Source organism: Qipengyuania sp. YIM B01966, assembly GCF_016461955.1.
In the GTDB taxonomy this organism is placed as follows: Bacteria; Pseudomonadota; Alphaproteobacteria; order Sphingomonadales; family Sphingomonadaceae; genus QFOP01.
The window spans coordinates 1-17,922 of record NZ_JADMNM010000011.1 but is presented as its reverse complement, the minus strand read 5'-3'; the positions used below and the strand labels follow the sequence as shown (position 1 = coordinate 17,922).

The window sequence follows — 17,922 nt, the reverse complement described above, 5'->3', positions numbered from 1 at the left end:
GCGGGTGAATGACAAGCTAATCAACCCTAACTGGCGGAACCGAATCGTACCCGGCGCGCTGACTCGGCGCACAGGGGAGGCAGTGATGGCAGCAAGGGCGTATTGGCAGGGGCAGATCAGGCTGGCGCTGGTGTCGATCCCGGTGGAGATTTTCAGCGCGACCAAATCCGGCGCGCGCGTCCAGTTCAATCAGATACATGAGCCCACGGGGAAGCGCGTATCGTATGAAAAGGTCGTACCCGGGATCGGCCCGGTAGACCGCGACGATATCATCCGGGGCTACGAAATCTCGAAGGGCAATTACGTCCTGCTCGAGGATGCCGAGCTCGATGCGGTGAAGCTCGAAAGCAAGAAGACGCTCGAATTGGTCCAGTTCGTCGATAGCTGCGAGATCGACCCGCTCTACTACGAAAAGCCCTATTACGTCGTCCCCAAGGACGATCTCGCGGAAGAAGCGTTCATCGTGCTGCGCGATGCATTGCGGCAGGCGAAGAAGGTTGCAATCGGCCAGCTCGCGGTGCGCGGCGGCGAAAAGCTGGTGGCGATAAAGCCCTGCGGCAAAGGGCTGCTGCTCGAAACGCTGCGCTATGCCGACGAGGTGCGCGCCGGGCACAGCTTCTTCACCGAAATCGACGACATGACCCCGCCGAAGGAACTGCTCGACCTGGCAACCACGCTCATCGACCAGAAGACCGCGCCGTTCGATGCCAAGGAATTCACCGATCGCTACGGCATCGCGCTGCGCGAACTGATCGAGCAGAAGGCCAAGGCCAAGGGCGGCCAGCTCGCCATCGAAGATAATGGCGACGCCGGCGGGCGCGGCGGTTCGAACGTGATCGACCTGATGGCCGCGCTCAAGAAGTCGGTTGGCAAAGCGGCCAGTGGCAAACCTGCGACAAAAAGCGAAGGCAAAGCAGCCGCAGCCAAAAAGCCGGCGGCGAAGAAGGGGGCAGCCGACAAGTCCGCCACCACGCCCTCCCGGCGCCGCAAGAGCGCCTGATGGCGAAAGCAGCCACGCCGCAGACAGACCCGCTGGCCGCCTATAACGCCAAGCGGGATTTCGGCCGCACGCGCGAACCCGCGGGCAAGGCCGCCCGCAGCGACAGCGGCAATCTGTTCATCGTCCAGAAGCACGATGCGACGCGGCTCCACTGGGATTTGCGCTTGGAAGCCGGTGGCGTGCTCAAAAGCTGGGCGGTGACCAAGGGTCCCTCGCCTGATCCCGAGATCAAGCGCCTGTCGGTCCGTACCGAGGATCACCCGCTGGCCTATGCGGAGTTCGAAGGCGTCATCCCCAAGGCCGAATATGGCGGCGGTACGGTGATGCTGTGGGATCGCGGCACGTGGGAGCCGATCCCCGGCAAGAGCGCCGACACGATTGAGGAAGGACACCTGCATTTCATCCTCCACGGCGAGCGGATGAAGGGTGAGTGGCTGCTGATCCGCCTGAAACCGCGCCCCGGCGAAAAGCGCGAGAACTGGCTGCTGCGCAAGATCAAGGACGAGTTTGCGGCCGAGGGCGATCCGCTGGTCGAGCGCGAACTGACGAGCGTGCTGACCGGGCGGACAATGGCCGAAATCGCCGCCGATACCGCCGGCACCTATGCGCTGGCGGGCAAGAACCGCGATGCCTTCACCGCGGAGATGACCAAGGCTGCCAAGCGCAACGCCAAGGCCCGCGCGCCGGCTCGGCGCCGCAGCAAGGCCGGCAGCAAGCCGCCGTCTTTCCGCCAGCCGCAGCTCGCCACGCTGGTTGACAGCGTGCCGGTGGGCAATGGCTGGATGCACGAGATCAAGTTCGACGGATACCGCGCGCTGATCGCGGCCTCGGGCGCGGAGGTGCGCGTCTATACCCGCACAGGGCAGGACTGGACTGACAAGTTCGCCCCGCTCGTGGCGGAATTTGCGGCGCTCGATCTGCCGCCCGCGCTGATTGATGGCGAGATCGTCGCGGCGGGCGATGATGGTAGCCCCAGCTTTTCAACGCTGCAAGGGATGCTCAAACGCGGACATGGCGCGCAGAAAGCGGGCGATGCGCTGCAGTTCCACGCCTTTGACCTGCTGGAGGCAGACGGCGAAGACCTGACCGCGCTGCCCAATATCGAGCGCAAGGAACGGCTGGAGGCGCTGCTCGCTAATGCCGCGCCGCCGATCCATGTCGCGGATCACGTGATCGGCGCGGGCGAGAGGCTCTATGCCGCGATGTGCGGCGCGGGTCAGGAAGGGATCATTTCCAAGCGCATCGACGCCAAATATTCCGGGCGGCGCGGCAAAGCCTGGGTGAAGGTCAAGTGCACTCGCCGGCAGGAATTCGTCATCATCGGCTACAAGGCCTCCACCGCGCGTGGGCGGCCCTTCGCCTCGCTGCTGCTCGCCCAGCATGAAGGCGGTGCGCTGGTTTACAAGGGCAATGTCGGCACCGGATTCACGCAGGAGACCATGGCCAGCGTCGCCGCCGCGATGAAGCCGCTCGAACAGGACATGCCGGCGGCGGAGGTGTCACGCACGGCGGCACGCGGTGTCACCTGGCTGGCGCCGGAACTGGTGGCGGAAGTCGCATTTGCGGAGTTTACCGGCGACGGCAATGTCCGCCATGGCAGCTTCCTCGGCCTGCGCGGGGACAAGCGCGCGGCCGATGTGTCGCCGGAAGCCCCCGTCGCCGCGCCGGAGGAGGCCGACGTAGCGATCTCCAGCCGCGAGCGGGTGATCTTCCCTGAAACCGGCCAGACCAAGGGCGAGCTGGCCGACTATTACGCCGCCATCGCGCCGGTGATGCTGCATTTTGCCGGGCGCCGTCCGATCAGCCTGGTGCGCTGCCCGCAGGGTCGGGGGAAGAAATGCTTCTTCCAGAAGCACGATAGCGGCGCGTTTGGCGACGGCGTTCACCAGATTGCCATTCGGGAAAAGGACGGCGGGTCGGAAGATTATATCTTCGTTGAGGATACCCGCGGCCTGCTGCAATGCGTGCAGATGGGCACCATCGAATTCCACGGCTGGGGTGCGCGATCGAACGATGTCGAACTGCCCGACCGGATGGTGTTCGACCTCGACCCCGACGAAGGGCTCGATTTCGCCGATGTGAAGCGCGCGGCGGTGGACATTTCCGACCGGCTGGCGGACCTCGGGCTGGTCAGCTTCCCGATGCTGTCGGGCGGCAAAGGCGTGCACGTGGTGGTGCCGCTGACGCCCGGCCATTCATGGGAAGCGCACAAGGATTTTGCGCGCCGCTTCGCCGAGGCGTTGAGCCTCGCCGAACCTGACCGTTTTGTCGCCACGATGAGCAAGGCCAAGCGCGTCGGGCGCATCTTTATCGACTGGCTGCGCAACCAGCGCGGCAGCACGGCGGTGCTGCCCTATTCCGCGCGCGCCCGCGAAGGGGCGCCGGTGGCGGTGCCGATTGCCTGGGGCGAACTGAAGGACATGGACAACGCCCACCCGTTCAACATCGGCGACGCCAAGCGTCTGCTGACGCGGGCTTCTTCTAAATCGCTGACCGGATGGGGCTTTGCCGACCAGACATTGCCCGACCTCTAGGTCGGGCGCTTCTTCACCAAAGCCGAGCGTTCGCAGCGGCACACCAGTTCGCCGCGCTGGTTGTGGAGCTCGTGACGGAAGGTCACGATTCCCGCATCGGGCCGCGAGCGCGAGGGGCGCAATTCCGCGATTGCGGTCGAGGCGCGCAGCGTATCGCCGATGAACACCGGCGCGGGCATCACCACCTTGTCATAACCGAGATTGGCAACCAGCGTCCCCAGCGTGGTGTCCCCCACCGACACCCCGACCATCAGCGCAAAGGTGAAGGTGCCGTTGACGAGGATCTGCCCGAACTCGCTCGCCGCCGCCGCCTCGGCATCAAGATGCAAGGGCTGCGGATTATGCGTCATGGTCGAAAACAGCAGATTGTCAGTCTCTGTCACCGTGCGGCGGATCGCGTGTTCGATCCGCTCGCCCAATTGCCACTCGTCGAAATACTTTCCGCCCACGGCCGCGCCTCTCACATCGCCCGCGCGATGAGCATCTTCATGATCTCGTTCGATCCGCCATAGATCCGGCTGATGCGGCTGTCGCGGTACATCCGGGCGATCGGGTAATCGTTGATGTAACCCCAGCCGCCGTGGAATTGCAGGCACTTGTCGACCACCTCGCTCTGCAATTCGGTGACCCAATATTTGGCCATGCTGGCGGTGGTCACGTCAAGCTCGCCCTTGAGCAGCTTCGCGATGCAATCGTTGATGAAGATGCGCGCGGCGGTGCCCTTGGCCTTGAGGTCGGCCAGCACGAATTGCGTATTCTGGAAATCCCAGATCGTCTTGCCGAACGCCTTGCGCTGCTTGACATAGTCGAGCGTGGTGTCGAGCGCCTTCTCGATCCCCGCCATCGCGCCCATCGCGATCACCAGCCGTTCCTGCGGCAATTCGCCCATCAGCTGATAGAAGCCGCGCCCCTCGACCCCGCCGAGCACGTTTTCCGCCGGCACGAACACATCGTCGAAGAACAATTCCGAGGTGTCCTGCGCGTCGAGCCCGATCTTGTCGAGCTTCTTGCCGCGCTGAAAGCCTTCGGCGCCCTCTGTCTCGAGGCACATCAGGCTGATCCCCTTGGCGCCTTCGTTGGGATCGGTCTTGGCGACGACGATGATGAAGTCCGCTGTCGCGCCGTTCGAGATAAAGGTTTTCGATCCGTTCAGCCGATAGCCATTGCCATCCTTGAGCGCGGTGGTGGTGATGTTCTGGAGATCGCTGCCGACACCCGGCTCGCTCATCGCGATGGCGCTGACCAGATCGCCCGAGACGAGGCGCGGCAGCCATTTCTTCTTCTGTTCTTCGGTGCCGTGGCGGACCACGTAAGGCAGGATGATGACGTTGTGTAGGCTCGACGCGAAGCCTTCCACCTCGTGCTTGGCCTGCTGGTCGAGCACCACCATGTCATGCCGGAAATCGCCGCCATGCCCGCCATATTCGGCGGGCACCGACACGCCGAGCAGCCCCGCCGCGCCGGCCTCGCGCCAGAATTCGCGTTCGACCTGCCCCGCCTCGCGCCAGGCGAGCACCCGTTTCTCCGGCGCGTGCTGGGCGAAGAACTTGCCCACCGCATCGGCATAGATCGCGATCTCCTCGTCATCCATGAAGGCGGGCTGGGGAACGTCGATCACGGGCATGAAGGGCTCTCCGGTTGATTATCGCTTGCCCCCCACCGTATCATCTCGGTAGCGATCCGCAACGCAATCTGCCGGAGAGAATGATGGAGCTGATCGGCCCGACCTCGCAAAGCTTCATCTCGCAGCGCACAAGGCTGCATTATGCCGATTGGGGCAATGGCGATGCGCCGCCGCTGATCCTGCTGCATGGCGGGCGTGACCATTGCCGCAGCTGGGACTGGACCGCCGAGGCGCTGCGCCGCGACTGGCACGTCATCTGCCCCGATCTGCGCGGCCATGGCGATAGCGGGTGGAACGAAAACGGCCATTATCCGATGGCGGGCTATGTCTACGATCTGGCGCAGCTGATCCATCAGCTGGGCCTCGCACCCGTAACCATCATCGCCCATTCGATGGGCGGCAATGTCACCTTGCGCTATGCCGGGCTCTATCCCGACAATGTCCGCAAGCTGGTGGTCATCGAAGGGCTCGGCCCCGGCCCCAAATACGAGGCGGAGTTGGCGGCCAAGCCGTTCCACCAGCATTGGCGTGACTGGATCGACAAGAAACGCGAAGCCTCGGCCCGGACGCCCAAACGCTATGCCAATTTCGACGAGGCGCTCGACCGGATGCACGAGGCCAATTCCTACCTCAGCCGCGAGCAGGCGCGTCATCTGACGCTGAACGGCGCGATCCGCAACGAGGACGGCACCTGGAGCTGGAAGTTCGACCCCCACCTCCACGCCTGGCCACCCGACGACCTGACCCGCGCGCAACTGCACGAGCTATGGGCGCGGATCACCTGCCCGACGCTGCTGATCAATGGCGCCGACAGCTGGGCCGGCAACCCCATGCGCGATGGCCAGCTGGCGCATTTCGGCGCCAATGCCAAGACGAGCGAATATGACCGCGCCGGCCACTGGGTCCATCACGACCGGTTCGACGATTTTGTGGCGGAGGCGGGCGCGTTTATTGGTTGATCAGCCAAGCCATATGTCAAGTACGGGGCGATTATCTGGAAGCTTGATGTTCTGGGCGGTCTGCGCGTGAGCCACAAGGCTTCCGCGTATCGACTCACCCCACCGTACCAGCCTCGCGCAGTGTCGCGATTTCTTCCGTGCCCATCCCCAGCGAGGCGAGCAACGCATCGCTGTCGGCGCCCGGCATCGGGGCCGGCGCGGGCGTGGCTGTGGCGGTTCGCGAATAGCGCGGCGCGGGGGCGGGCTGCGTGTCGCCGGCGACCTCGACGAAGGTGCCGCGCGCCTGGTTGTGCGGATGGGCCGCCGCCTCGCGCATGGTCAGCACCGGGGCATAGCAGATATCGGTATGCTCCATCGCCGCGTCCCATTCGGCGCGGGTTCTGGTCTTGAACAGCGCGGTAAGCTTCTCTTTCAGCGCCGGCCACTGGCCGCGGTCGTGCTGCGCGTCGAAGGCGGGATCGTCGGCCAGCCCGGCGATGCGGCGCAGCTCGGCATAGAATTGCGGCTCGATACTGCCGATGCTGACGAACTTGCCGTCGGCGGTTTCATAGGTGTCGTAGAAATGCGCGCCGGTATCGAGCATATTGGTGCCCAGCCCCTCGCCCCAGATGCCCATATTGGCCATGCCGTGGATCATCGCCATCAGCACCGCGGTGCCATCGGTCATCGCCGCGTCGATCACCTGCCCGTCGCCGCCGCGCGCGACATGGAGCAGCGCCGAAACCATCCCGAAAGCGAGCATCATCCCGCCGCCGCCGAAATCGCCGACCATGTTGATCGGCGGTGTCGGCTTCCCGCCTGCGCGGCCGAAATGCGCCAGCGCGCCAGCGAGCGCGATGTAATTGATGTCATGCCCGGCATAGGGTGCGTAAGGGCCGGTCTGGCCCCAACCGGTCATCCGGCCATAGACCAGCTTGGGATTGTCGCCGAGCAGTTCGTCGGGCCCCAGCCCCAGCCGCTCCATCACGCCTGGGCGGAAGCCTTCGATGATGCCGTCGGCGCTCGCCGCCAGCCGCCGCGCCAGCGCAACGCCCTCGGCGCTTTTGAGGTCAATGGCGACCGACTTGCGCCCGCGCGCCAGAACATCCTTGGGCGAGACCGGCTGCGAGCCGCCGCGCCCGCCGCTGGCGCGGTCCACCCGGATCACCTCCGCGCCGTGATCGGCCAGCATCATCCCGCAGAACGGACCCGGCCCGATGCCGGCAAATTCGACGATCCTGAGGCCAGCGAGCGGGCCCGCCATCTTACTTGCCCGTCCAGTTCGGCTTGCGCTTCTCGGCAAAGGCGGCCGCGCCTTCGCGGGCATCGGCCGAAGCGAACACCGGCAGGATCAGCTGCGTTTGCCGGTCATAGCGTTCGCCCATCGGCCAGCCGCGCGATTCCTTCATGATCTGCTTGGAGATACGCACCGCCAACGGACCGTTTTCGGCAATCCGGCGGGCGAGTTCCAGCGCACCGTCGAGCGCCGGGCCATCGACCACCCGGTTGATCAGGCCCAGCTCGTAAGCGCGCTGGGCCGTGATGAAATCGCCGGTCAGCGCCAGTTCCATGGCGATCCGTTCGGGGATCTGGTCGGGCAGCATCATCACCCCGCCGGCGGCGGCGACGAGGCCGCGCTTCGCCTCGGGAATGCCGAACTGCGCGCCGGCATTGGCGACCACCAGATCGCAGGCGATCATCAGTTCGAGCCCGCCGGCCAGCGCATAGCCCTCGACCGCGGCGATCAGCGGCTTGACCGGCGGCTTCTGCACGATCCCGCCAAAGCCGCGCCCTTCGATATGCGGGCTTTCGCCGCGCAGAAAGCCCTTGAGGTCCATCCCCGAACAGAAGGTGCCGCCCGCCCCCGTCAGGATGCCGACGCGCAGATTTTCCTCCGCATCCAGCCGGTCCATCGCCGCCGCGATCCCTTCGGCCGCGGCCTTGTTCATCGCGTTCTTGGCTTCGGGCCGGTTGATCGTGACGATCAGGACGCCGTCTTCCTCGCGGGTCTGCACTTCTTCGGTCATCGCGCCTCTCCAATCCCAATCTGCAACCTATTGTGCCCTTGCTGGCCAAGCCTTACGCATACGTCAACCCGATTCCCATCAGAGAGGATTGAGCATGGCAGAGGCATATATCATCGACGCGGTCCGCACCCCGCGCGGCATCGGCAAGGTCGGCAAGGGCGCGCTGGCCGCCAGCCACCCGCAGCATCTCGCCGCCACCGTCCTCAAGGCGATCAAGGATCGCAACAATCTCGACACCAGCACGGTCGATGATGTGATCTGGTCGGTATCGACCCAGCGCGGCAAGCAGGGCGGCGATCTGGGGCGGATGGCGGCGCTCGATGCGGGGTATGACGTGACCTCGTCGGGCATGACGCTCGACCGGTTCTGCGGCGGCGGCATCACCACGGTCAACCTCGCCGCGGCGCAGGTGATGAGCGGGATGGAAGATTGCATCGTCGCCGGCGGGACCGAGATGATGAGCCTCACCGCGCAGATGATGCAGGAGGACATGGCCAGCGGCAAGCCGCCGCTCGGCATGGGGTCGGGCAATGCGCGGCTGCAGAAGGTGCATCCGCAATCGCATCAGGGCATTTGCGGCGATGCCATCGCCAGCAAGGAGGGATTCACCCGCGAGGAGCTGGACGAGGTCGGCTATCGCAGCCAGCAGCGCGCCGCCGCGGCGATTGCCGAGGGGCGCTTTGCCAAATCGCTGGTGCCGGTGGTGAGCGATGATGGCGCGACCATCCTTGACAAGGATGAATATCCGCGCCCCGAAACCACGCGCGAAGGGCTGGCCGAATTGCAGCCGGCCTTCACCAAGATCGCCGACGTCCCGCTCGACCAGGACGGCACCACATTTCGCGGGCTGGTGAACCAGAAATACCCCGATCTCGAAATCCAGCATTTCCACCATGCCGGCAATTCGTCGGGCGTGGTCGATGGGGCGGCGGCGCTGCTGATCACCAGCGGTGATTATGCGCGCGAACACGGGCTGAAGCCGCGCGCGCGGATCGTCGCCACCGCCAATATGGGCGACGACCCGACGCTGATGCTGAACGCGCCGGTGCCGGCGGCAAAGCGCGTGCTGGAGAAGGCCGGGCTGAGCGTCGAGGATATCGACCTGTGGGAAATCAACGAGGCGTTCGCAGTGGTCGCGGCCAAGTTCGTCCGCGATCTCGGGCTCGATTGGGACAAGGTCAACGTCAATGGCGGCTCGATCGCCCTGGGCCATCCGATCGGCGCGACCGGGGCGATGCTGATTGGCACCATCGTTGACGAGCTGGAGCGGACCGGCGGTCGCTATGGCCTCGTCACCATGTGCGCGGCGGGCGGAATGGCCCCGGCGATCATCGTCGAGCGGGTGGACGGTCTCAGCGAAGGATAATAGCGGCGCACGCCGGCGCGCCGATCAGAGCGCGCCGACCTCGGCAAAAATTTCCGCGCGCAGCCAGTCCACGCAGGGCGCATCGCTCGCCAGCCGCAGCGCCCCCAGCACGCGCTGCCAATGGCTTTCCGACCCATGCGCCAGCCGCATCGCGTGCAGCCGGCGCGTATAGAGCTGCAGGTCGTGCTCGGCGCTGATGCCTATTGCGCCGATCACCGCGTGGGCGGCTTCGGCCATGTCCGCCGCGGCGGCGCTGGCCACTGCCTTGGCCGCAGCACACGAGGCGAGGTTCGGCACCGCGCAGGCCTGCTCGACCATCAGCCGCACGGCGACGACCTGCTCGGCCATGACCGCCAGCATATGCTGCACCGCCTGCTGGCGGCCGACCGGCTTGCCGAACTGGACGCGGGTATTGGCGTGATCGATCGCGAGCGCCAGCACCCGCTCGCTCGCCCCGGCAATCGCTGCGGCCGCGATCAGCGCCGCGAGATGCGGCCCGGCGCCGGAGGGTGGCAGCTGCGCGCCGCTAAGCGCGCTCTCGATCGTGAGCCCGCCGCTATCCACAACCAGCACGTGATTGGCAACCAGCCGGAAAGGTTCGGCCCCGAAAATGCCCGCTTCCGGTGTCGCCAGTGCGATGCGTCCGTCGGGCGGCGCGTCCAGCCAGGCGCGCGCAAGCATCGTCTGGCCAACCGGCAGCGGCACCGCATGGCGGCCGAGCGCGATCAGCAGCGGGGCGATGTCCGCCAGCGCCAGCCCCGCACCGCCTCGCGCCTCGGGCACCAGCGCGTCGAGAAAGCCCGATGCGGCAAAACCTGCCCACATCGCCTGCGCCGCGCCGGTGTCGCCCGCCTCGACCGCGCGCACCGCTGGCGGCGGGCAGAGTTCTTCCAGCATCCGCTCGAACGGTGCGGCGAGTTCGGCAACGTCCATCAGCGTAGCCCCAGCCCGCGCGCAATGATCCCGCGCAGCACCTCGCGCGTGCCCCCGCGCAATGAAAAGCTTGGCGCGATTTGCGTGAGATAGGCCAGCGTGCGGAGCAATTCGGGCGCCACCGCCTCGCCCTTATGGCCTGCGAGAGCGTCGGCGATAACGCGCGGCACATCCTGTTCGAACCGTGTGCCGAGATCCTTGACCAGCGAGGCCTCGACCACCGGGCTGTCGCCTTCCGCCAGCCGCGCGGTGCAGGCGATCGACATCGTCCGCAAAGCAGCCATCCGCGCGGTCAGCTCGCCGACCAGCGCCAGCGCGGCATCATCGCTGCGCCCGGCGGCGCGCAGATGGGCGATCCAGGCATCGAGCAGCACAACGCTCGAATAGATCCGCTCCGGCCCGCTGCGTTCGAAAGCCAGTTCGGCGGTGACCTGCGCCCAGCCCGCGCCCTCTTCGCCGATCAGCGCATCGGGTCCAAGCGCCACATCTTCGAAAAACACCTCGCAGAAATGTTCATCGCCGGTGAGGTCGGCAATCGGGCGAATGGTGACGCCGGGAGCCTTCAGATCGACGATCAGCTGCGACAGGCCGCGCTGCCGGTCGTCCGCGCTGCCGGAGGTGCGGACCAGCGCGATCATGTAATCGAAATGCTGCGCCCCGGTGGTCCAGATTTTCTGGCCGCTGAGCCGCCACCCGCCCACCCCGTCCCGCTCCGCGCGGCTGCGAACGGCGGCAAGGTCCGAGCCCGCTTCCGGCTCGCTCATGCCGATGCAGAACAGTTGCTCGCCCCGGCAGATCGCCGGCAGATGGCGCGCCTTTTGCGCCTCGGTGCCGTAATGAAGGATCAGCGGCGCGCTCTGCCGGTCGGCGATCCAGTGCGCCGCAACCGGCGCGCCGACCGCCAGCAATTCCTCGACCACCGCGAAACGCGCAAAGGCGCCGCGCCCCTGCCCGCCATATTCGGCCGGCAGCGTCAGACCGAGCAATCCGGCCGTGCCCAGCCGCCGGCTGAAGGTAGCATCGAACCCCATCCACGAGCGCGCCCGGCGGTCAGGCGGCAGGTCCGCGATCTGCTCGCGCACCACCGCGCGCACCCTCTCGCGCAGATCCGCGTCGCTATCGGGCAGGCGCGCCCAGCCGAAGCTTTCGAACATCGCTGTGTGCGCCCCTGCTGCCCGTGACCGGCCTTGCGCCTATCGGCTGGCCATGCTCCAAGTCCAGCGCGAAGGTGGGTGAGGGAGCGTGGCGGTGATCGACCGGCGGGAGGCATTGGGGGCGCTGACGTTGGCAGCGGGTGCGGCGCTCGCCCCGCTGACGCTCCACGCCCGCCCCCGAACCGACACGCGTCTGCCGCCCGCGCTGTCTCCCGGCGACATGGTCGGGATCATCGCACCTGCCGGCGCCAGTGGCGGGGCCGAGCGGCTCGAACGGGTGCGCCATACCATCGCTGGCATGGGCCTTGTGCCGCGCATGGGGCAGTTCGTGGGCGAGCAATTCGGCTATCTCGCGGGCACCGATTCCCAGCGCGCCTTGGACATCAACGCCTTCTATGCCGATCCGGAGGTGAAGGCGCTGTTCGCCATTCGCGGCGGATGGGGCTGCGCGCGGCTGCTGCCGCTGCTCGATTGGGAGAGTATCCGCCGCCATCCCAAGCTGCTGATCGGCTATTCCGACATCACCGCGCTTCACCTCGCTTTCGCCGCGCGCGCCGGCTTTCCCACGCTCCACGCGCCCAATGCCGCCAATAGCTGGCCGCGCACGAGCTGGGAGAGCCTGTGGTATCTCGCCTTTGCCGGCGCCACGCCGCTGCTCGGGCCGGCAGGTGTCGCGCTGGCGGGCCGCATGCCCACTGCGCCCGACGGGCCGGTGACCGGGGGGATCACCACGATCACCCCGGGCCGCGCGACCGGCAGGCTGCTGGGCGGCAATCTGACCGTGCTGACCGCGCTGGGCGGCAGCCCCTACCTGCCCGATTTCGCCGGCGCGATCCTGTTCCTCGAAGATGTCGGGGAAGAAGAATACCGCATCGACCGGATGCTGACCCAGCTGGCGCTCGCCGGCGCGCTGGGTCGCGTGGCCGGGGTGGTATTCGGCCAATGCAGCCGCTGTACCGCACCGACCCCGCCGACGCCGGGCACCGGCTTCGCGCTGGACGACATACTTCGCCAGCATCTCGCCCCGCTCGGCGTGCCGGTGTTCACCGGCGCCAATATCGGCCACGTCCGCGACCAGCTGTCGCTGCCTTCGGGCGCGTTGGTGGAGATGGATGCGGATGCCGGCACGATCCGCCCCCTCGCACCGATCGTGCGCCGTATTGGCAGCGATTGAACGCGCCGATGGCGCTCGATAAGCCGCCTGATGCTGAAAGGACCGTCCCGCTCATGACCCAGCTCCGCCGCGCCGCCATCGTCGCCCCGCTCCGCACTGCTGTCGGCAAATTCGGCGGCGCGCTGGCCGATGTCCAGGCGGGCGATCTGGCCGCGACCGTCATCCGCGCGCTGATCGAACGCACCGGGATCGATCCCGCCCGGGTCGATGACGTGGTGTTCGCCCAAGGGTACGGCAATGCCGAGGCCCCGGCGATCGGGCGCTGGGCATGGCTCGCGGCCGGCTACCCGATTGAAGTGCCCGGCTATCAGCTTGACCGGCGTTGCGGTTCCGGCCTGCAGGCGGTGATCGATGCGGCGATGATGGTGCAGACCGGCGCGTCGGACATCGTCGTCGCCGGGGGCGTCGAGAGTATGTCGAATGTCGAACATTACACCACCCGGCTCCGGAAAGGGGTGCGCGCGGGCAGCCTCGAACTGCACGACCGGCTGACACGCGGGCGGCTGATGTCGCAGCCCCCGGCGCGTTTCGGGGTGATCAGCGGGATGATCGAAACAGCCGAAAACTGCGCCCGCGATTACGGCATCACCCGCGAGGCGGCGGACGCCTATGCCGTGCGCAGCCATCAGTGCGCCGCCGCCGCCTGGGCAGCCGGGCGGTTCGATGACGAACTGGTCCCCGTCGCCGTGCCGCAGCGCAAGGGCGATCCGGTGATCTTCGCCCATGACGAAGGCTACCGCGCCGATGCCAGCATGGAAACGCTCGGCGCGCTGCGCCCGCTCGAGGGCGGGGTGGTGACGGCGGGCAATGCCAGCCAGCAGAACGATGCCGCCGCCGCCTGCCTGGTCGTGGCGGAAGACCGGCTGGAGGAGCTCGGCCTCAGCCCCATCGCCTGGTTCCATTCCTGGGCCGCCGCCGGGTGCGAGCCGAGCCGGATGGGAATCGGACCGGTACCGGCGGTCGAGCGATTGTTCGCCCGCAGCGGGCTTGGCTGGGACGATATCGGCGTGGTCGAGCTGAACGAAGCCTTCGCCCCGCAAGTGCTCGCGGTGCTCAAGGGCTGGGGCTGGTCGGAGGATGACAGCCGCCACGACATTCTCAATGTCAACGGCTCGGGCATTTCGCTGGGGCATCCGATCGGCGCGACGGGAGGACGGATCCTCGCCAATCTGACCCGCGAAATGCAGCGGCGCGAGGCGCGTTACGGCCTTGAAACCATGTGCATTGGCGGCGGCCAGGGGATTGCTGCCATGTTCGAACGCGCGGCATGACGGCTGGCGCCACGATTGATGCGGCGCAGCGTGCTCACGCGCTGGAGGCGGCGCGCGACTATCGCAGCGCCGCGCTGTCGGCACTCGAGCAGCGCCTTGCAACAGCGCCGATGGCCCAGCAGCAGCGCGCGGTGCATGGCTTTGCCTGGATCGCAACAGCGGTGGCTGCCCTCGAAGCGGTGCACCAGTGGGCCGCAGCCGGCGGCGGCGCGAACCCGGTGGACGCGCTCGTCACCACGCTCGCTTATGCCGAAACGCTGGGGCAGCTCATCGGCGGTCTGCCGATGGGTCAGAACGAGCTGCTGCGCCCGGCCGATCTCGACCTCACCGATGCTGCCGCGCATTTACGCGACGCCTCGGCGGCAATTGTCAATGCCGATTACGCAGCCCTGCGTGCCGAATTGACCGCTGCGCTGGCTGCCGGACAATGGCCGTCCGAGAGTTTCGGTGATGCCGACCTCGACGCGATCCGCGAGCAATTCCGCCGCTTCACCGACGCCGAAATCCTGCCCCACGCGCATGGCTGGCACCTCGCCAACGCGTTGATCCCCGATGCGGTGGTGCAGGCGATGGCGGATCTCGGCACCTTCGGCGTGTGCATTCCCGAGGTGCATGGCGGGCTTGGCCTCGGCAAGCTGGTGATGTGCGTGGTGACCGAGGAACTGTCGCGCGGCTGGATCGGCGCCGGATCGCTCGGCACAAGATCCGAAATCGCCGGCGAGCTGATCGTGCTGGGCGGCACCCCGGCACAGCAGTCGCGCTGGCTGCCCCTGATCGCCAGCGGTGCGGTGCTGCCGACGGCGGTGTTCACCGAACCTGACACCGGCTCCGACCTTGGCGCGCTCGAAACCCGTGCCCGTGAGCGCGCTGACGGAAGTTGGGAAATCCACGGCGCCAAGACCTGGATCACCCATGCCAGCCGCTCGGACCTGATGACCATGCTCGCCCGCACGCTGCCCGACGCCGCCGGTTATGCCGGCCTGTCGATGCTGCTCGTTCCCAAGCCGCGCGGCACCGAGGCTGATCCCTTCCCGGCCGCCGGAATGGCAGGGAGTGAGATCGAGGTGCTGGGCTATCGCGGAATGCGCGAATATGCGCTGTCCTTTGACGGCATGACCGCCCCGGCAGACGCGCTGCTCGGCGGCGAGCAAGGCAAGGGCTTCAAACAGCTGATGCAGACCTTTGAAGGGGCGCGCATCCAGACCGCCGCGCGCGCTGTCGGTGTGGCGCGCCGGGCGCTCGAGCTGGGGCTGGATTACGCCCAGGCGCGCCGCCAGTTCGGCCAGCCGATCCTGGCTTTCCCGCGCGTTTCCGACAAGTTGGCGATGAGCATGGTCGATATCGTGCTGGCGCGCGAGCTGACCTATGCCGCCGCGCGGGCCAAGGATGCGGGCCGGCGCTGCGATATCGAGGCCGGCATGGCCAAGCTGCTCGCCGCGCGCACCGCGTGGAGCAATGCCGATGCCGCGCTCCAGGTGCATGGCGGCAATGGCTATGCCCTCGAATTCGAGATCAGCCGCGTGCTGTGCGACGCGCGCATCCTCAACATCTTCGAAGGGGCGGCGGAAATCCAGGCGCAGGTAATCGCCAAGGGTCTGGTCGGCCGTCGCGATTGACCGGCCCCGCCACCGGCGAGCCCCGACCGGACCTGATCTGCTGCAGGGTGGTGCCCAGAAGAGCACCCGAACCGTCAGGGTCGGATGATGAAGGTTGACGGTCAACCTTGGCGATGTCGGGTGCGTCTTCATTGGTCATCAGATCAGCGTTGCACAGATTGGTGTGGCGTCAAGCGGTGTGCCGTAGGTTAGTGCGTGAGTGGCCGGGAAGATCGTGGACATGACCGTGCATATCGACGCCGAGGATAGTCGTGCAGACCGGCGTGATCGGGGGTTCGGGAAGCTTCGGTGTGCGGCGGTGCAGGATGATCAAGCTGGCCACGGCAGCTATGGTGTAGATACCGGCAAAGACCACTCCGATGACGGCGACGATGAGGGTGGGATCGGGCATTCATTTCTCCTGTTTTGATGTCCGCCTTTTACCATCAGACGATTCCCAACTCCCGGGGTTTTGGGGTCCACCGCGATGCACCGCGCATACAAAAAGGGCGGCCCCTCGGGACCGCCCTTCTCGTCATCGGTAATGCCGGTCAGTCGAGCTTGAAGTAAGCCCGGAGCGAGCGGAAGGTCGTCGGCGTCACGGCATACTGACCAATGCCATCCTCCGCACTGTGCCAGTCATCCCACGCGAACAGATAGGCTTCCTTATCCCCGGTCACCGTGCGGGTGCGCTTGGTCACCCGACCTTGGAAGTGACCGTAGTTCTCGATCCCGGCGTCATCGAGCAGCTTGGCGTGGATTACCGGCCCGTGCTCGGCGAAGACCTTGAGGCCCGCGATCGTCTCGTCAGAGCAGCCAGCCATGAACTCATCGATCTGGTCGGGCGCGAGATCGATGACATCTTCGAAGTCGTCCTCGTCGAAGCCGACCGGTAATTCGCCGGGGACCGCCTTGGGCTTCGACGACAGGGAGGCGAGCAATTCTGCTCGCGTTGAAGGGGAGAACGAGTTAAAGTCTTCCTTGGTAAGCACGATAAGCATGGTTTTGACTCCGTGTTTGGGTTTTCCATTTGAGGGGCCAAATTGCCGTTTGGCCCCTCAACACCTGATTTGACCTATCCAGTTTGGATAGTCAAACGGTTTTTTCGCACCCCCAACGGATTTTTTCACCGGCCAAAATCCAGTTCGGCTTCATTATGCCGACAACGCTCGATAGACGCTTGCCCGAGCGATCCCCATCTCGCGTGCGATAGCTGCTGGGCCGAGCCCGGTGCTGTGAAGCTCCTTCACGCGGGCAGGATCGATGGTGGCCTTGCGTCCCTTGTAGCGTCCGTCTGCCTTTGCCTTGGCGATTCCTTCGGCCTGTCTTTCTCGCCGGATGTCATTTTCGAACTGAGCAACGGCTCCGAGGATGGACATCATGAGTTTCCCGGTCGAGCTATCGGTATCGACACCCGACTGGTTCAAGCACTGGAACGCGACCTTCTTCTCGGTCAGCTTCTCGATGATCCGGTGAAGATCGCCCACCGACCTTGCCAGACGATCGAGCCGGGTCACCACCAGCGTGTCGCCTTCCCGCACGAAGTCCATCGCCTGCGCCAGTTCGATCCGATCCTTGGTCGAGCGTCCCGAGACCTTCTCGGCGAAGACCTTCTCGCACCCGGCCTTGCCCAGATGATCAAGCTGGATGTCGAGCGATTGCGAGGATGACGAACAGCGCGCGTAACCTACCAGCATCGGGTCTCCTGTCTCGTTTGAGCTTAGACCTCGATTCTCACACGCCTCATATTTTGTCGAACTATTTCAATGAGACAGCTATTCCGTGTCACCGCAGGTGACCAGTGCGGGTTTACCCATATGGACGCATGGATGACATTCCCGTCCACGGCCCATCTATCGGGGCTGCGCCCCAGATCGTCACAGGGAGGGTGAGGGACCGAGGACGACAGCACTCGATTCCTCGCGCCATCTGCAAGTTCAACATGCCAACTGGGCGAAGGCGGGACATCTCGATGTCGCGGCTTCGAACCAGTTGCGAAGGGTGAGACGGGATCGCGCAGCGAGACCGGTGAGCCCGCCGTCCATCATCCCATGGTGACCCCCATTGCCACGATAGCATTGGCCAGCCCTGACGGGCTTGCCGCTGGTTCGCTCGGATCGGCTCGACTTCCTGCTGGCGCAGGAACCGGGCGCAAGCGCCCTGTCGCCCCAACCCGTCGCGACCAGTCTTTGTGTCCGACCTAATCCTTATCTCTCTTAGAGCATTCAATCGGACGCTTCGAAACAGATGGGCGGAGGATAATTCAGGGAAAAAGGACTCTCGGCTGTCCGTCGTCAGAACATTTG

Annotated in this window: 16 protein-coding genes; 7 read left to right on the top strand and 9 right to left on the bottom strand. The window is 66.0% G+C overall.

Features of this window, described 5'->3' with window-relative positions; translation table 11 throughout:
- The first annotated feature begins 85 nt into the window (after nt 1-85).
- Both ku and ligD read left to right on the top strand, forming a co-directional pair.
- Nucleotides 86-1,000, top strand: coding sequence for a non-homologous end joining protein Ku (gene ku / locus ILT46_RS10930; RefSeq protein ID WP_199504686.1), 915 nt, complete (start codon nt 86-88; stop codon nt 998-1,000).
- Nucleotides 1,000-3,534, top strand: a complete 2,535-nt coding sequence (gene ligD / locus ILT46_RS10925) for a DNA ligase D (protein WP_199504685.1) — start codon at nt 1,000-1,002, stop codon at nt 3,532-3,534. Before ku ends, ligD begins: the two co-directional genes overlap by 1 nt.
- Here the strand turns inward: ligD and ILT46_RS10920 are convergent.
- Together ILT46_RS10920 and ILT46_RS10915 are read right to left on the bottom strand one after the other, a co-directional pair.
- A complete protein-coding gene (locus tag ILT46_RS10920; protein ID WP_199504684.1) occupies nt 3,531-3,983 on the bottom strand; it encodes a MaoC family dehydratase in 453 nt (150 codons plus the stop codon). The genes ligD and ILT46_RS10920 overlap by 4 nt on opposite strands.
- Before the next feature lie 11 nt (nt 3,984-3,994).
- Nucleotides 3,995-5,158, bottom strand: a complete 1,164-nt coding sequence (locus ILT46_RS10915) for an acyl-CoA dehydrogenase family protein (protein ID WP_199504683.1) — start codon at nt 5,156-5,158, stop codon at nt 3,995-3,997.
- Nucleotides 5,159-5,241: 83 nt separating this feature from the next.
- Between ILT46_RS10915 and ILT46_RS10910 the strand changes: the two genes are divergently transcribed.
- The gene (locus ILT46_RS10910; protein ID WP_199504682.1) at nt 5,242-6,117 is read left to right on the top strand and encodes an alpha/beta fold hydrolase; all 876 of its coding nucleotides are present in this window, start codon (nt 5,242-5,244) and stop codon (nt 6,115-6,117) included.
- Nucleotides 6,118-6,211: 94 nt separating this feature from the next.
- Here the strand turns inward: ILT46_RS10910 and ILT46_RS10905 are convergent, their stop codons facing one another.
- Together ILT46_RS10905 and ILT46_RS10900 are read right to left on the bottom strand one after the other, a co-directional pair.
- Nucleotides 6,212-7,360 (bottom strand): CaiB/BaiF CoA transferase family protein, encoded by a 1,149-nt coding sequence (locus ILT46_RS10905; RefSeq protein WP_199504681.1) that lies wholly within the window; start codon nt 7,358-7,360, stop codon nt 6,212-6,214.
- A gap of 1 nt (nt 7,361) precedes the next feature.
- On the bottom strand, nt 7,362-8,123 hold the full coding sequence (locus tag ILT46_RS10900; protein WP_199504680.1) for a crotonase/enoyl-CoA hydratase family protein: 762 nt from the start codon (nt 8,121-8,123) through the stop codon (nt 7,362-7,364).
- Between the two features lie 94 nt (nt 8,124-8,217).
- Here ILT46_RS10900 and ILT46_RS10895 point away from each other — a divergent pair, with 94 nt between their 5' ends.
- Complete coding sequence (locus ILT46_RS10895) at nt 8,218-9,489, top strand: acetyl-CoA C-acetyltransferase (protein WP_199504679.1); 1,272 nt, start codon at nt 8,218-8,220, stop codon at nt 9,487-9,489.
- Between the two features lie 24 nt (nt 9,490-9,513).
- On the opposite strand, the gene ILT46_RS10890 is transcribed toward ILT46_RS10895, so the two are convergent.
- Both ILT46_RS10890 and ILT46_RS10885 read right to left on the bottom strand, forming a co-directional pair.
- Nucleotides 9,514-10,422, bottom strand: a complete 909-nt coding sequence (locus ILT46_RS10890; RefSeq protein ID WP_199504678.1) for an acyl-CoA dehydrogenase family protein — start codon at nt 10,420-10,422, stop codon at nt 9,514-9,516.
- On the bottom strand, nt 10,422-11,576 hold the full coding sequence (locus ILT46_RS10885) for an acyl-CoA dehydrogenase family protein (RefSeq protein WP_199504677.1): 1,155 nt from the start codon (nt 11,574-11,576) through the stop codon (nt 10,422-10,424). Before ILT46_RS10885 ends, ILT46_RS10890 begins: the two co-directional genes overlap by 1 nt.
- A 94-nt stretch (nt 11,577-11,670) precedes the next feature.
- Between ILT46_RS10885 and ILT46_RS10880 the strand changes: the two genes are divergently transcribed.
- From ILT46_RS10880 to ILT46_RS10870, 3 genes are read left to right on the top strand one after another with little or no spacing between them, the layout of a single operon-like run.
- A complete protein-coding gene (locus ILT46_RS10880) occupies nt 11,671-12,750 on the top strand; it encodes a S66 peptidase family protein (protein WP_370592425.1) in 1,080 nt (359 codons plus the stop codon).
- A gap of 53 nt (nt 12,751-12,803) precedes the next feature.
- Complete coding sequence (locus ILT46_RS10875) at nt 12,804-14,021, top strand: acetyl-CoA C-acetyltransferase (protein WP_199504676.1); 1,218 nt, start codon at nt 12,804-12,806, stop codon at nt 14,019-14,021.
- Nucleotides 14,018-15,637 (top strand): acyl-CoA dehydrogenase family protein, encoded by a 1,620-nt coding sequence (locus tag ILT46_RS10870; RefSeq protein ID WP_199504675.1) that lies wholly within the window; start codon nt 14,018-14,020, stop codon nt 15,635-15,637. The genes ILT46_RS10875 and ILT46_RS10870 overlap by 4 nt, the downstream gene beginning before the upstream one ends.
- Before the next feature lie 169 nt (nt 15,638-15,806).
- On the opposite strand, the gene ILT46_RS10865 is transcribed toward ILT46_RS10870, so the two are convergent.
- From ILT46_RS10865 to ILT46_RS10855, 3 genes are all read right to left on the bottom strand, one after another.
- Complete coding sequence (locus tag ILT46_RS10865) at nt 15,807-16,028, bottom strand: hypothetical protein (protein ID WP_199504674.1); 222 nt, start codon at nt 16,026-16,028, stop codon at nt 15,807-15,809.
- Between the two features lie 139 nt (nt 16,029-16,167).
- Nucleotides 16,168-16,617, bottom strand: a complete 450-nt coding sequence (locus ILT46_RS10860) for a hypothetical protein (protein ID WP_199504673.1) — start codon at nt 16,615-16,617, stop codon at nt 16,168-16,170.
- A 153-nt stretch (nt 16,618-16,770) separates the two neighbouring features.
- Nucleotides 16,771-17,313 (bottom strand): recombinase family protein, encoded by a 543-nt coding sequence (locus ILT46_RS10855; protein ID WP_199504672.1) that lies wholly within the window; start codon nt 17,311-17,313, stop codon nt 16,771-16,773.
- Between the last annotated feature and the right edge of the window lie 609 nt (nt 17,314-17,922).